14 protein-coding genes are annotated in these 12,529 nt (G+C 61.1%); 10 read left to right on the forward strand and 4 right to left on the reverse strand.

The window, feature by feature from the left end; all coding sequences use genetic code 11:
* Nucleotides 1–5: 5 nt before the first annotated feature.
* The 4 genes from AUJ55_09650 to AUJ55_09665 all read right to left on the reverse strand — a co-directional run bounded on the left by AUJ55_09650 (nt 6) and on the right by AUJ55_09665 (nt 3,642).
* The gene (locus AUJ55_09650) at nt 6–629 is read right to left on the reverse strand and encodes a hypothetical protein (protein OIO55915.1); all 624 of its coding nucleotides are present in this window, start codon (nt 627–629) and stop codon (nt 6–8) included.
* Complete coding sequence (locus AUJ55_09655; GenBank protein OIO55916.1) at nt 626–2,362, reverse strand: lipid A export permease/ATP-binding protein MsbA; 1,737 nt, start codon at nt 2,360–2,362, stop codon at nt 626–628. Before AUJ55_09655 ends, AUJ55_09650 begins: the two co-directional genes overlap by 4 nt.
* Before the next feature lie 112 nt (nt 2,363–2,474).
* Nucleotides 2,475–3,155 (reverse strand): hypothetical protein, encoded by a 681-nt coding sequence (locus AUJ55_09660; protein OIO55960.1) that lies wholly within the window; start codon nt 3,153–3,155, stop codon nt 2,475–2,477.
* Between the two features lie 133 nt (nt 3,156–3,288).
* Nucleotides 3,289–3,642, reverse strand: coding sequence for a hypothetical protein (locus AUJ55_09665; protein OIO55917.1), 354 nt, complete (start codon nt 3,640–3,642; stop codon nt 3,289–3,291).
* A 206-nt stretch (nt 3,643–3,848) separates the two neighbouring features.
* Here AUJ55_09665 and AUJ55_09670 point away from each other — a divergent pair, with 206 nt between their 5' ends.
* The 10 genes from AUJ55_09670 to AUJ55_09715 all read left to right on the forward strand — a co-directional run bounded on the left by AUJ55_09670 (nt 3,849) and on the right by AUJ55_09715 (nt 12,518).
* Complete coding sequence (locus tag AUJ55_09670) at nt 3,849–4,337, forward strand: cyclophilin (GenBank protein OIO55961.1); 489 nt, start codon at nt 3,849–3,851, stop codon at nt 4,335–4,337.
* Between the two features lie 51 nt (nt 4,338–4,388).
* Entirely contained in the window at nt 4,389–5,300 is a 912-nt protein-coding gene (locus tag AUJ55_09675; protein ID OIO55918.1) for a UTP--glucose-1-phosphate uridylyltransferase, read from the forward strand.
* Entirely contained in the window at nt 5,282–6,097 is an 816-nt protein-coding gene (locus AUJ55_09680) for an ABC transporter ATP-binding protein (protein ID OIO55962.1), read from the forward strand. The genes AUJ55_09675 and AUJ55_09680 overlap by 19 nt, the downstream gene beginning before the upstream one ends.
* Nucleotides 6,094–6,864 carry an ABC transporter permease gene (locus AUJ55_09685; GenBank protein OIO55919.1) on the forward strand — a complete coding sequence of 257 codons (771 nt, stop codon included), beginning with the start codon at nt 6,094–6,096 and terminating at the stop codon, nt 6,862–6,864. Before AUJ55_09680 ends, AUJ55_09685 begins: the two co-directional genes overlap by 4 nt.
* 17 nt (nt 6,865–6,881) lie before the next feature.
* Nucleotides 6,882–7,328, forward strand: a complete 447-nt coding sequence (locus AUJ55_09690) for an outer membrane lipid asymmetry maintenance protein MlaD (GenBank protein OIO55920.1) — start codon at nt 6,882–6,884, stop codon at nt 7,326–7,328.
* 16 nt (nt 7,329–7,344) lie between these two features.
* Nucleotides 7,345–8,724: a hypothetical protein gene (locus tag AUJ55_09695; protein ID OIO55921.1), complete on the forward strand. Its 1,380-nt coding sequence runs from the start codon at nt 7,345–7,347 to the stop codon at nt 8,722–8,724.
* Between the two features lie 34 nt (nt 8,725–8,758).
* Nucleotides 8,759–9,367: a hypothetical protein gene (locus tag AUJ55_09700; protein ID OIO55963.1), complete on the forward strand. Its 609-nt coding sequence runs from the start codon at nt 8,759–8,761 to the stop codon at nt 9,365–9,367.
* The gene (locus AUJ55_09705; GenBank protein OIO55922.1) at nt 9,360–9,668 is read left to right on the forward strand and encodes a hypothetical protein; all 309 of its coding nucleotides are present in this window, start codon (nt 9,360–9,362) and stop codon (nt 9,666–9,668) included. Before AUJ55_09700 ends, AUJ55_09705 begins: the two co-directional genes overlap by 8 nt.
* On the forward strand, nt 9,665–10,987 hold the full coding sequence (locus tag AUJ55_09710; protein OIO55923.1) for a tRNA lysidine(34) synthetase TilS: 1,323 nt from the start codon (nt 9,665–9,667) through the stop codon (nt 10,985–10,987). The genes AUJ55_09705 and AUJ55_09710 overlap by 4 nt, the downstream gene beginning before the upstream one ends.
* A 319-nt stretch (nt 10,988–11,306) precedes the next feature.
* The gene (locus AUJ55_09715) at nt 11,307–12,518 is read left to right on the forward strand and encodes a hypothetical protein (protein ID OIO55924.1); all 1,212 of its coding nucleotides are present in this window, start codon (nt 11,307–11,309) and stop codon (nt 12,516–12,518) included.
* Nucleotides 12,519–12,529: the final 11 nt, after the last annotated feature.

The following is a 12,529-nucleotide window of genomic DNA, read 5'->3' on the forward strand; positions in this document are numbered from 1 at the left end:
GGCGGCTAGATGGTGACGATGCCGACCGCCGCGTCGGCCTGGGCGGTGGTTTCGTTCAGCGCCTGGGTCACCTTGGCTTGGGCCTCCTCCTTACTCAGCCCATCCAGATCGACCGCTTCCCCCCAGACAAACACCCCGCGACCGAAGGGTAGCGGGACGAAGTGGCGATCCCACGCCTTGGTCACCTGCCTGAAACGGCTGGTGGCATAGGCCATGGGAACCACCGGGATGTGGTATCGCATCGCCACCTCAAGGGTCCCCTGGGCCATTTGACGCCGCGGTCCGGTTGGGCCGTCGGGGGTAATACCCAGGCTGAACCCCTCCTGGGCCGCCTTGAGCAATCCCCGGAGTGCGCTGGCGCCACCTCGGTTGCCCGATCCCCGCACCGATTCGATGCCGAAACGACGCATAAACAGAGTAACCAGCTCCCCATCTTTATGCTGGCTGACGATGCACTGGGTGGGGCGTTTGGGGGTGAAGAAGGGCCACAGCGAAAGCCGTTCGTGCCAAGCAACGATGATGGCCTGCCCCTCGGGTGGGGTGCCGGTGACCTGCCAGCGTTGGGTCTTGAAGGACAGCCAAAGGTAGGCGGCCAGCACCGTTTCGATCACCCTGGGATGAATCTTCATGAAGTAGCCGCCTGTTCGGCGCGAAATTGCATGTGGTACAGCCCGGCGTAGGCGCCATTGCGGGCCAGAAGTTCGTCGTGTTTGCCCTCTTCGACGATCTCGCCGCGCTGCATCACCACGATCCGGTCGGCGTGGCGGATGGTCGACAAGCGGTGGGCGATCACCAGGGTGGTGCGCCCCACCATCAGCCGATCAATCGCCTGCTGCACCATCGCTTCCGATTCGCTATCGAGGGCCGATGTCGCCTCGTCGAGAATTAAAATCGGGGCATCCTTGAGTAGCGACCGGGCGATGGAGACCCGCTGCCGCTGCCCCCCGGAGAGTCGCCCCCCCCGCTCCCCGGCCAGCGCTTCGAATCGCTCGGGAATTTGCTCGATGAATTCCAGTGCGAAAGCGTCGGCGGCGGCGGCGCGCACCTGCTCGGGCGAGACGTCGTCACGACCGTAGGCGATGTTCTCGTGCAGGGTTTCGTTGAAGAGGATCACCTCTTGAGTCACCAGGGCGATGCCGCCGCGCAGCGATTCAAGCTCCATGTCGCGGATGTCGACCCCCCCGATTTCGATGCTCCCCCCCTGGGGGTCGTAGAAACGGGGAATCAGGTTGGCCAAGGTCGACTTGCCCGAGCCCGATGCCCCTACCAGCGCCACCACTTCCCCTTGCCTGACGGTCAGATCGATCCCCTTGAGCGCCTCCTCCTTGCTGTCGGGGTAGGCAAAACGCAGCCCCTTGATGGCAATGTCGCCGGTGGGACGGTTCAAAAGGCGCTGCCCGGTGTTGGTTTCGGGGGGGCTATCGATGATGGCGAACACCCGGTCAGCGGCCGCCAATCCCTCATGCATCTTGTTGTTGAAGGTCGACAGCCGTTTGACCGGCTCATAGACCATCAACAGAGCGGTGAGGAACGAAAAGAAATTGCCGGGGGTGGTGGTGCCGGCGATGACGTTGCTGCCGCCGTAGTAAACCACCAAGGCAATACCGAAGGAGGCAAACATCTCAACAATCGGGGAAGAGGTGGTGTTGTAGGTCTCGGTCTTGATGCCCAGGCGGGCCAGCTCGTCGACCATCTTGCGGAAACGTCCCGCCTCGTGCCTCTGCATGCCGAAGGCTTTAACAATTCGGATGCCCCCCAGGGTTTCTTCAAGGCGGGAGGTCAACATCCCCATGTTTTGGGCGGTTTGCTGAGCAATCTTTTTGATGCGCCTGGCGATGATGACCACCGGCATCATCGCCAGGGGGAAGACGATCAGGGTGTAAAAGGCGAGCAGCGGATCGCGGTAGATGACCAGGGCGACCAGAAACAGGGCGGTGAGCAGGTCGCGCACTGCGCCGGTCACCAGCATGGTTAACCCCGCCTCGATGGTCAGCACGTCATAGGTGACCCGGCTCATCAATTGCCCCTTACCCTGACGGTCGATGACCGTCATGGGTAGGGAGAGGATGTGGGTGTACAGGTCGCTACGCAGCGCGGCGATCACCGAGTGCCGGGTTTTGGCCATCAACACACCCTGCCCGAAATAGGCCACCCCCTTGGTCGTGTAAATGGCGATGACGATCCAAGGGAGAATCACCAGCGCTTGCTCGTTCTTGGCGACAAAAACGTCGTCGAGAATGGGCTGAATGACGAAGGCGGTTCCAGCGGTGGCGGCGGCCACCACCACCATGCAGAGCATGGCGAGGATCAGGGTCGAAACGTGGGGGCGCAGATACTGGAGCAGGCGGCGCAGGTGGTTCATGCAGGGTTCTCAACGTGGCGAGGTCGGGGAGGGATGATTCCACCCCCCGACCCCGTGCTGCGATGTACGGCGATGTCGTTCCAAGCAAGTGGTGGATCGCCGACGGGAATATTCAGAGCAGGTCCATCCCTTCGCGCAGCTTTTCGATGTCGATCAACACGTCGCGCCCCTCGGAGGCCTCGATCAGGCCATCGCGGCGTAGTTGACTGATGGTGCGGCTGATCGATTCGCGGCTGGTGCCCAGTTGATTGGCGATGGTTTGGTGGGTTGGCAGGGTGAGGCGCACCCGGGTTTCGTCGAAGGCGGCGCCGTGACGCTCGGAGAGCTCGATGAGAAAATCCATCAAGCGATGGGCCACATCCATGGTGCATAGACGCTCCAGAACCCGAGAAGTCAAGCGTATGCGTCGCACGAGTTCTTGAATCAGATCCATCATCATGTCGGGGTTGTTGCGCATCATGTTCAGGAAGGGTTCGCGCTGCAGATGCAGGGTTTCGGTTTTTTCCTGGGCCATGACGGTGGCCGAGCGGGGCTCGTTGTCGAGCAGGCTCATTTCGCCGAAGAACTGCCCCGGCTCCAGGGTCGAGAGGATGACCTCCTGCCCCTCGCCGGTGAAATAAACCACCTTCACCGAACCCTTGATGATGATCTCCATGCTGTCGCCGATCTCCCCCTCGTGGACGATGATCGCCCCGCGGGGATAACAGCGGTGGGTGACCAACGACTCGATCCGTTTGAGCTGATCGTCGGTCAAGCGTTGGAAAATCGGTACGTTTTTGAGTCGATGAACAATGTTCAACAAGGCCGTGCCCCCCCGGAATTACACGGTCGCTACAAGCGCAGTCGCGATGGGATCGAATCGGAAAAACCCAAGCAGAAGGTGCATGATGGGACCATGCCGGACGATTTTCCAGAATTCCCTCAAGTCAAACGTCGGTATTGGTATCGGGCTGAAACAGGGTGACCGGATCGAGGGAAAAGGGGTGGGTCCCTTCGAGCAGAGCGACCAGCTGGGGCAGGATGGTCCGCATACGGTCGGCATCGTCGACCACCTCGACCACCAACGGGAGCGCCTGGCTCAGGCGTAGCAGGCTGGTGATGTGGGGTTTTCCACTGCGACCGATACCGGCTACCGCCCGAAAGATCGAGGCGCCGGCCAGGCCGTGGGTATGAAAAAAATCGAGGAGTTTCTCGGCCAACGGGGGTTCGCCGGGGCGATGGTCGTCCTCGGTTAGATAAATTCTCAAGCGCTGGGCCTGGACAATGCGGTAACGTTCCACGGTGCCTCCAAGGGTTGGCGAGCTGTCGGGCCGACACCTCTTTTCGTGTGCAGCGCGCGTCCCGATTTGGGTCCGCCGTTTTCAAACGTTACTATAGGAGAAACCAATTGATGCGTGTATCGGCCTTCATGACCTCGGTCTGGCTGGGTATTGCCCTTCTTTTTTCCGCTAATACAGCCTCTGCAGGAGAGTCCCCCGTGATCGAAATGACCACCAACCTGGGCACCATCAAAATCGCCCTGGATGCCGACAAAGCCCCCAAGACGGTCGCCAACTTTTTGGCCTATGTCGACAGCGGCTTTTTCGACGGCAAGATTTTTCACCGGGTCATTCCCGGCTTTATGGTTCAGGGGGGGGGCTTTGATGCCGACATGAATCAGCCTCCGACCAAGGCCCCCATTGCCAATGAGGCCGACAACGGTCTGAAGAACGACCGTGGCACCCTGGCTATGGCCCGCACCTCCGATCCCAACAGCGCTACCGCCCAGTTCTTTATCAATCTGGTCGATAACAGCTTCCTCAATTTCAAAAGCAAAACCCCCAACGGTTGGGGCTACTGCGTCTTCGGCAAGGTGGTCGAGGGGATGGATGTGGTCGATCAGATTGCCAAGGTGCGCACCACCTCCAAACGGGGTCATGGCGATGTGCCGGTCGATCCGGTGGTCATCCAAAAGGCGGTTCGCGTTCAGAACTGATCGGTTCGTCGCCATTTCTCGTCGTTTCAGCGCAAACCCATGGAATCCATCGTGACGATCCCCACGATTCGCAAGGCGGTTTTTCCCGTCGGCGGGTTGGGAACCCGGTTCCTGCCCGCCACCAAGGCAATCCCCAAAGAGATGCTCCCCATCGTTGATAAACCGCTGGTGCAGTATGCGGTTGAGGAGGCGGTGGCAGCGGGGTGCGACGAAATCATCTTTGTTACCGGGCGGGGCAAAACGGCGTTGGAAGACCACTTCGACCGTTCCCTTGAACTCGAAGAATCGCTGCGTCGCGCCGCCAAAGAGGTACTGCTGACTCGGGCGACCGAGATGCCCCCTCCGGGCATTCGCATGGTCTATACCCGTCAGGGTGAGGCGTTGGGGCTAGGTCATGCGGTGTTGTGCGCCGAGGCGTTGGTGGGCAACGAGCCCTTTGCGGTGATTCTGGCCGACGATTTCATCCTCAGCGACCGAGCCGGGGCGCTGGCCCAGATGGTCTCGGCCTATCGGGGGGGGGCGCTGCTGGCGGTACAAGAGGTGCCCGACGACGAGATCAGCCGTTATGGGGTGATCCGTCCAGGTGGTGAGGTCGCTGGTTGTATCGCCGTCGAGGCGATGGTCGAAAAACCCCCCGCCGATCAGGCTCCCAGCAATCTGGGGGTGGTCGGGCGGTACATCTTGCCCCCCGAGATTTTTCAAACCTTGCGTACCACCCCCAAAGGCAAGGGGGGGGAGATCCAGTTGACCGACGCCATCGCAGCGTTGATCGGTCGTTATCCGGTGGGCGCATTTCGGTTTCACGGCACCCGTTACGATTGTGGCTCCAAGGGGGGATTCCTAGCCGCCAATCTTCGGGTGGGACTCGACCACCCCGAAGTGGCCAAGGAACTCAGCCGGGTGATTCGGCAATCGGGGACCGACCGAGCCCGCCTTATTCAGGCATTGGAGAGCGGCAGTTGATTCGACTCAACCAGGTGGTCAAACGGTTTGAAGGCCGCTTGGTTACCGACCATGTCAGTGCCAACTTCCCCCAAGGGAAGGTCAGCGTCATTCTGGGGGGCAGCGGCTCGGGCAAGAGCACCCTGCTGCGCCAGATGACCGGCCTGCTGCCCCCCGACGGGGGGATGATCGAGATCGACGGGCAGGATGTGCCCCAGCTGGGGCGGCGCGATCTGTACCGACTGCGTCAGAGGCTGGGGATGCTGTTTCAGAACGGCGCTCTGCTCAACGCCATGAACGTGTTCGAGAACATCGCCTTTCCCATGCGGGCCCACACCAACCTATCGGAACGGATGATCCGTATCATCGTCGGCATCAAGCTCGAAATGGTGGGGCTGCGCGGGACCGAACACCTCATGGCCTCCGAACTCTCCGGCGGGATGGTCAAACGGGTCGCTCTGGCCCGGGCCATTGCCTTGGATCCCCCCGTGATGTTCTTCGACGAGCCCTTTTCGGGGCTCGATCCGATCAGCGCCGGGGTGATCGAGAAATTAATCCTCGACTACAAAAAGATCCGGGGGGCGACCTGTGTGGTGGTTTCCCACGACATCCCCTCTACCTTCCGTATGGCCGACCACATCATCATCCTCAGTCATGGGCGGGTGATCGCCCAGGGCAGCGCCCAAGAGATCCAACAATCGCCCCATCCCGAGGTGCAGCAGTTCATTCAAGGATTGCCCGACGGCCCCATCCGCTTTCGGTATCCGGCGCAGGCCCCTCTTCAGGACGATTTGATGCAAAGGGCACAGCGGTTATGAATCCCATTGAGCGTTTGGGGCGGTTGGGGGTGCGCACCCTGCTGGCTTTTGGCGATGCCGGTACCTTTCTGGCCGAAACGGTGCGGGCATCGGTTTTGCCTCCGGTGCGCCTGCGCTTTGTAATCGATCAAGTTTTCGACATCGGCGTTAAATCGTTGGTCATCATTGTTGTGACCGGTCTGTTCACCGGCATGGTGTTGGGGCTCCAGGGTTACAACACCTTGAGCAAATTCGGCTCGGAGGAGGCGCTGGGCACCTTCGTGGCGCTTTCGTTGATTCGAGAGTTGGGGCCGGTACTCGGTGGCTTGCTGGTGGCTGGACGGGCCGGATCGGCGATCACCGCCGAGATCGGTTTGATGAAAACCACCGAACAGATCGCCGCCCTTGAGGTCATGGCGGTCGATCCCATGGGGCGGGTGGTGGCGCCGCGTTGGTTGGCCGGGATGATCGCGGTGCCACTGCTGGTGGCGATCTTCGATGTGGTGGGGATCTACGGCGGCTATCTGGTCGGAGTCGACATGCTGGGGGTGAATCCCGGCGCCTATTGGGTCGAGATGGAGAAATACGTCGATTTCGACGAAGACGTTTTTGGGGGGATGGTCAAGGCCTTTGTTTTCGGCTTGTTCCTCACCTGGATGGCGACCCATCAGGGTTGGAGTTGCCGCCCCACCTCTGAAGGGGTGGGGCAAGCGACCACCCGCACCGTGGTGATCTCCTCGGTGGGGATCCTCATCATCGACTACGTGTTGACCGCCATTTTGATGTGAAGCTTAAGGAGCTGACGATGCCCCGTTGGGTCGATTTTGTGGTCGGGTTGTTCATGGTGGCGGGGATCGCCGCCATGGGGTACCTGGCGGTTAATTTAGGCAATCTGCAGATCGGCAATCAAAATGTTTACACCCTGCATGCCACCTTTCCCACCGTCAGCGGCCTGAAGTTGGGGGCACAGGTGGAACTTGCCGGGGTGCCGATCGGCCGGGTCGCCCTTATTGCGGTCGACAAATTGCAGGACCGGGCCGATGTCGACATCGAGGTTAGGGGCGACATCAGGCTGCCCGACGATACCTTTGCCTCGGTTCGGACCCAGGGGATCATCGGCGATAAGTACATCCAACTGACCCCTGGTGGCTCTCTCGACATTCTCGGCGACGGGGACGAAATCACCGAAACCGAAGGGTCGCTCCAGCTTGAAGAGCTGATTAGCAAGTACATTTTTGAGAAGGATAAGTGAACGGATTCCCCCCCTCATGACCCCCCCAACCTCTACCTCCACCCCCCTGGTTATGGGCCGTATTTGGGCGCTGTTGTGGGGCGCCCTGGGGTGGGGCGTGTCGGCGTCGTTTGCTGGCGCTGCCCCCTTGTCCCTAAACGACCTTCTGGATCGGGTCGACACCACCTCGGCCGAGCTGCAAGAACACGACGCCAAAATCGACGAGGCCCAAGCCCTGCTTGACCAGGTATTGGGCAGCAGCGGGCCGAGTTTCTCGATGCGGCTGTTTGCCGGTCCCACCTCGAAGGCGAGGGGGGATCAAGTCACCTCCCCCGATTCCCAGTGGCGCCTTTCGGGGTTGTCCGATTGGGAGGGGCTCGATTTCAGCGTCATTCAGCCCCTTGCCGGGTTTGGTCGTTTCGAGGCCTACAAAAGGGCCGCCGAGGCCAACATCGTCATGGAGGAGGCGGCCAAAGAGGTGAAGCGGGCCGAACTGCGACAACAGGTTCGGGCGCTTTATTTTGGTGCTTGGGTGGCCCGCGACATCACAGTGTTGTTGCAGGAGAGCCTCGATCGGGTCGAGAAGGCGATCGGTATCGTCGAGGATGCGCTTGATGAGGGGAACGAAGACTTTTCCTCTGTCGATCTACTGAAGCTCAAAAGTGGCAAGGGGAAAATCGACGGTTTTATGCCCCAAGCCAAGGCGGCTCAGCTGATGGCGGTTGAGGCGCTGCGCGGACTGCTCAGGTTGGGACCGAACGAGACGGTCGAACTGCCCAATTACCCGATTCAGGCGCCCAGTTTGCCTGCCGACGCATTGGCGGTGCTGCAATCGAGGGCCTTGGAGCAACGGCCTGAAATGCAGCAGGTCGCGGCGGGACTCGCCGCCACCCAGGCTTTGAGCGATGCCGAACAAGCCAATGGCCGTCCCGTGGCTGCCCTGGCACTGGTCGGTTCGGCGGCCCATGCCGGCAACCGTTCACGCATCGACAACCCTTTCATCAACGACCCCTTCAACCACCTGTACGGCACCGTGCTCGTGGCGCTGCAATGGGAGATCAACATGGGGGTTCACGATGCCAAAGTCGCCCAGGCCCAGGCCAAGGCGGCTCAGGTGGCAGCCAAGGAGCGTTTTGCCCGCACCGGCATTCCCCTCCAGGTCATGCAGGCCTACTACGAAACCCTGCAATATAACGAGACGGTGAAGGGATTCAGGGATGCCTACAAAGCGGGCAATCAATGGTTGGTGGCCGCCTATGCCGACTTCGAAATGGGGGTGGGGCAGGCCAAGGAGGTTTTCGATGCGTTGTCCGAATACACCCTGAATCGGGTGGCCTATTTACAAGCGGTGTATGCGTTGCAGTTATCGACCGGTCGCCTGGTTCAGGCGGTGGGGGGAGACAAAGATGATCGGTAGTCGTGGATGGAGCGCGTTGCGCCGCTTGATTGCGATGGTGGTTGTTCTCGGAGCCCTTTTGGGCGCAGGGATGCATCAAGCGGTGGCCCAGTCTTCGGCAACTGAGGTGGTGTCGACCACCGTGAATCATGTGCTGGAGATCCTGCGCGATCCCGCTCTCAAGGGGGCCGAGAAGGCGGCACAACGGCGCCAGCTTATCAGTGACACCATCTGGGCCCATTTCGATTTCGATTCGATGGCCTCATCGACCCTCGGCTCAACCTGGCGAGAAATGACCCCTCCCGAACGGAACCGTTTTCTTGGCCTGTTCCGCGATCTTCTGCACCGCTCTTACATCGGCGCCATCGAGTCCTACACCGACGAAAAGGTGGTGTTCACCAGTGAGGAGCCGGTGGGGAGCAAGGGGAACAAGATGGTGGTTCACAGCGAGATCCAGCGCCCCCCCGCCGAGCCGATCCCCATCGATTACCGGCTCAAGCAGAAGGGGCAGGACTGGTGGGTGTACGACATCTACGTCGAGGGGGTGAGCCTCATCAGCAACTATCAGAACTCCTTCCGCAAGATCGTCGCCAAGGATGGGGTGTCGGGATTGCTGGATCGATTGCGTAAGAAGGTCGAATCCAACGAGAGCGGCGATGTCTGATCCCGGCGGTTTGCACATCGAGGGGGATCAAGTGGTACTGAGCGGCGACCTGACCTTCGCGACGGTTCCCGCCCTTGAAACCCGTCTTAATGGCCACAACGGGGGTACCTTGAACACCTTCGATCTGACCCGGGTCGCCGCCTTCGACAGTGCCGGGTTGGCATTGCTGGTGGTGTTGGCGGCCCGCCTGGAGGGGGTTCGTCCCCGGTTGATCGGGGTCAGCGCCGAGGTGGCCAGCCTGCTGGCGATGGGGGGGGTGTCCGACCTGTTTCATTGGGAAGGTAAACCATCCCCCCCTTGACCCCGCTGCCCCAGGATCCCCTGGTCGCCCGCCTCTGGCCCGAGGTGGCCTGGTTGATCCAGCGCTTTCCCTCCGGCGCGTTGGTCGCATGTTCGGGTGGGGGCGATTCCTGCGCCCTGCTCGATCTCATGGCCCAATGGGCTCTTAAGGGCCAATGGCCCTGGGCGGTGGCGACCTTCGACCACGGCCTGCGCCCCGAGGCGGCGGTCGAGGCGCGCTGGGTCGCAACCCAATGCAACACCTACGGCGTCGACCATTTTCTGCTGCATCCCCCCACCCCCCTGCACGATCTTCCTGGCAATCTTGCCGACAACGCCCGTCGCCTGCGCTATGAGGCGCTTGGCCGCTGTGCCCGCGATCTCGGGTTTTCGGTGGTGCTCACCGCCCACCATCTTGACGACCGCATCGAGGGGATGTTGATGGCGCTGCTGCGCGGCGGCTCCCCCCAAGCCTTAGCCCCCCAACCCCCCTTACGCCCCCTGGAGGGCGATCTGTGGTTGGCCCGCCCCCTCAACAACGTGGGTCGCGGCGAACTGCGTGCCTACCTAGGGGGTCGCCATCTGCCCTGGCTGGAGGATCCTTCCAACAGCTCTACCCATACCGGGCGGGGATCGGCGCGCCACCGCTTGCTCCCTTGGCTAGAACACAATCAACCGGGGGCGCGCGAGGGTCTGGCCGCCAGCCTGAGCATGTTGTCCCAACAATTGCAGCGGGACGAACGGGCGGCCCTTCCCCAAACAAGATGGCATTGGTGGCGGCGCGATCCGGCGCTTTCCCCCCGACAAGCCATGGCTGGATTGGGCTTGGGGGTCGCCCTCTCGGGCCGTGAGGAGCGGGAAATCCTTACCCGCTGGACCCGTTCCGAAGGTCGCTGGGACAAGCCCGGTTTAACCTTGCTGTGGCACGGCAATTGGGCTGGATGGGGCAGGGGGGGGCTGCAGCCCTGGCAAGAAGGGGTGTGGAAGGAAGATCAATCTGTTTTCGACTTGGGCGATTGGGGTTACCTCTGGCGTGACGGCGGGGCGGGGTTGGCCGCCCCCCCCCATCCTTATTGGGGACGGCTGATTTGGCTTGCGGCAACGACTTGGCAGGTTAAGGTGGCGCCACCGCAACATCCCTGGCCCGCAGGCCGCTCGAAGGTGGTGGCTCGCCATCTTCAGGGTGGCTTGCTCCCCCGCTGGCTGCGGGCCCCCTTTCCCGCCCTGGGTTCGATGGAGGGAGCGATCTTGGCACTGCCGGGCATTGCGTCCGCCCGCCACGAAGGACAAGGGGTTCGGGTTGGATGGTGCCCCCCATGGTGGCGGCTGGGGAGACGCTGATTCAATGCAGGATGCCTTTAATCGGCGATTCTCTAGGATTCTCTTGAGAGGACCCCATGACCGTGTGTCTCTGATGCGACAGCCCCTCTTACGCTTTGTCACCCCCGCGCCTCCGGTTTTCTCGCGAGTGAAATCTTGACAGGTTTGCTCGGTTGACCGCCCCTTCGTGGGGGATGATGATCATCCCAACGGGTTTCGCTAATGAGGGTCCGAATTAGCATTCAAAGTGTCCGAATACAAAAAGAGAAGAAAGGAGTCCCCCATGGGTCAACTCATTCAGAAAAAGGCAAGTCCTAGGCTGAATACGGCCTTGGCAGTTATGGCTACTGCGGTCTTGGTTGCCTCGTGTGGTCCCCCCAAGTTGGATCTGTCGCAAAAACCCAACTGGACCCCGGTGCGTGACACGATGGTGCTTCCGGGCGGCGCTGTGGCCTATACCGGCGACACCTACCGAGTGGCGGTCATGCCGTTTGCCAACACCACCGCCTTGGCGGGGACGGTGAACCAAAATCAAAGCCAGACCGTGACCGATTCGGTGTCGGCCTCCAGGACCACCCATGCCGAGGCCAACGTGGTCGGCATCGTTGCCGCCCCCGGCGCTGTGGGGATTGGCCATGTCGGGGTCTCCCAGACCAACACCGTCGGGGCCAGCCATACCGATGCGCGCACCAAGGGTGAGAGCTCCTCGTTCGAGGTGCAGATTGGCAATGTGGCGACCGACGCCATGATTAAGGAGTTGGTCAACCTGGGCGGGGTCAAGATCTTTACCCGGACCGAGCTCGACAAGGTGATGAACGAGCAACGGTTCCAGATGTCGGGGATGGTCCCTGATGATCAGATGATCCAGTTCGGTAAAATGGCGGGGCTGACCCACGTGATTACCGGTACCGTTTCCAACATCAAAAAGGAGTTCGTCGAGCAGACCTCTGTCGAAACGGACCGTGATGACTCGGGCGGGGCGATGCTCCTCAAGGGGGCTTTCAACGCATATTCCGCAGCCTCCTCGGGCTGGAACGTCGATGTTGAGGTGCAGGTACGCATCATCAACGTGCAGACCGGCGAGATCGAATTTGCCGACAAGCTGATCGGCCACGAGGCGGGCAGCGCCGATCCGATGGCCGGCTCCGATGTGATTTTGGGGATTGCCCAAGATGCTCTGGGTGAGGCGGTCGAGACCGCCAAGGCCCCTCTGTCGAAGATCTTCGCCCCCCAGGGTTACCTCAAGCAGGTTTACCTGCGCATCGACGAACCGGCGGTGGCCAATCTGAACCTGGGTGAGAAAGACGGGATCAAGCCCGGTCAGCAGATCGAGATCCTCTCCTTCGAGACCATCACCGATCCCATCACCGGTCAGAGTGAGGTCCAGAAGTACCGGGTTGCCACCATGACCATCGTCGATCCCATTCAGCCCCACGATGCTTGGGCCCAGATCGACGATGCTGCCAAGAGTGGTCTGCTCAAGGTCGGTATGCCATTCAAGCGGATGGAGCTTTCCAACGGCATGGGCGCAACCATGAAGGGGATGTTCTAAACCCTTTGCGC

It is taken from the genome of Proteobacteria bacterium CG1_02_64_396 (assembly GCA_001872725.1).
Taxonomy (GTDB): Bacteria; Pseudomonadota; MNWR01; order CG1-02-64-396; family CG1-02-64-396; genus CG1-02-64-396.

Excerpts from the sequence above, each read along its gene's own strand:
- AUJ55_09650 (OIO55915.1), bottom strand. The coding sequence starts at position 629 with ATGAAGATTCATCCCAGGGTGATCGAAACGGTGCTGGCCGCCTACCTT.
- AUJ55_09655 (OIO55916.1), bottom strand. The coding sequence starts at position 2,362 with ATGAACCACCTGCGCCGCCTGCTCCAGTATCTGCGCCCCCACGTTTCG.
- AUJ55_09670 (OIO55961.1), top strand. The coding sequence starts at position 3,849 with ATGACCACCAACCTGGGCACCATCAAAATCGCCCTGGATGCCGACAAA.
- AUJ55_09685 (OIO55919.1), top strand. The coding sequence starts at position 6,094 with ATGAATCCCATTGAGCGTTTGGGGCGGTTGGGGGTGCGCACCCTGCTG.
- AUJ55_09690 (OIO55920.1), top strand. The coding sequence starts at position 6,882 with ATGCCCCGTTGGGTCGATTTTGTGGTCGGGTTGTTCATGGTGGCGGGG.
- AUJ55_09695 (OIO55921.1), top strand. The coding sequence starts at position 7,345 with ATGACCCCCCCAACCTCTACCTCCACCCCCCTGGTTATGGGCCGTATT.
- AUJ55_09700 (OIO55963.1), top strand. The coding sequence starts at position 8,759 with ATGGTGGTTGTTCTCGGAGCCCTTTTGGGCGCAGGGATGCATCAAGCG.
- AUJ55_09705 (OIO55922.1), top strand. The coding sequence starts at position 9,360 with ATGTCTGATCCCGGCGGTTTGCACATCGAGGGGGATCAAGTGGTACTG.
- AUJ55_09715 (OIO55924.1), top strand. The coding sequence starts at position 11,307 with ATGGCTACTGCGGTCTTGGTTGCCTCGTGTGGTCCCCCCAAGTTGGAT.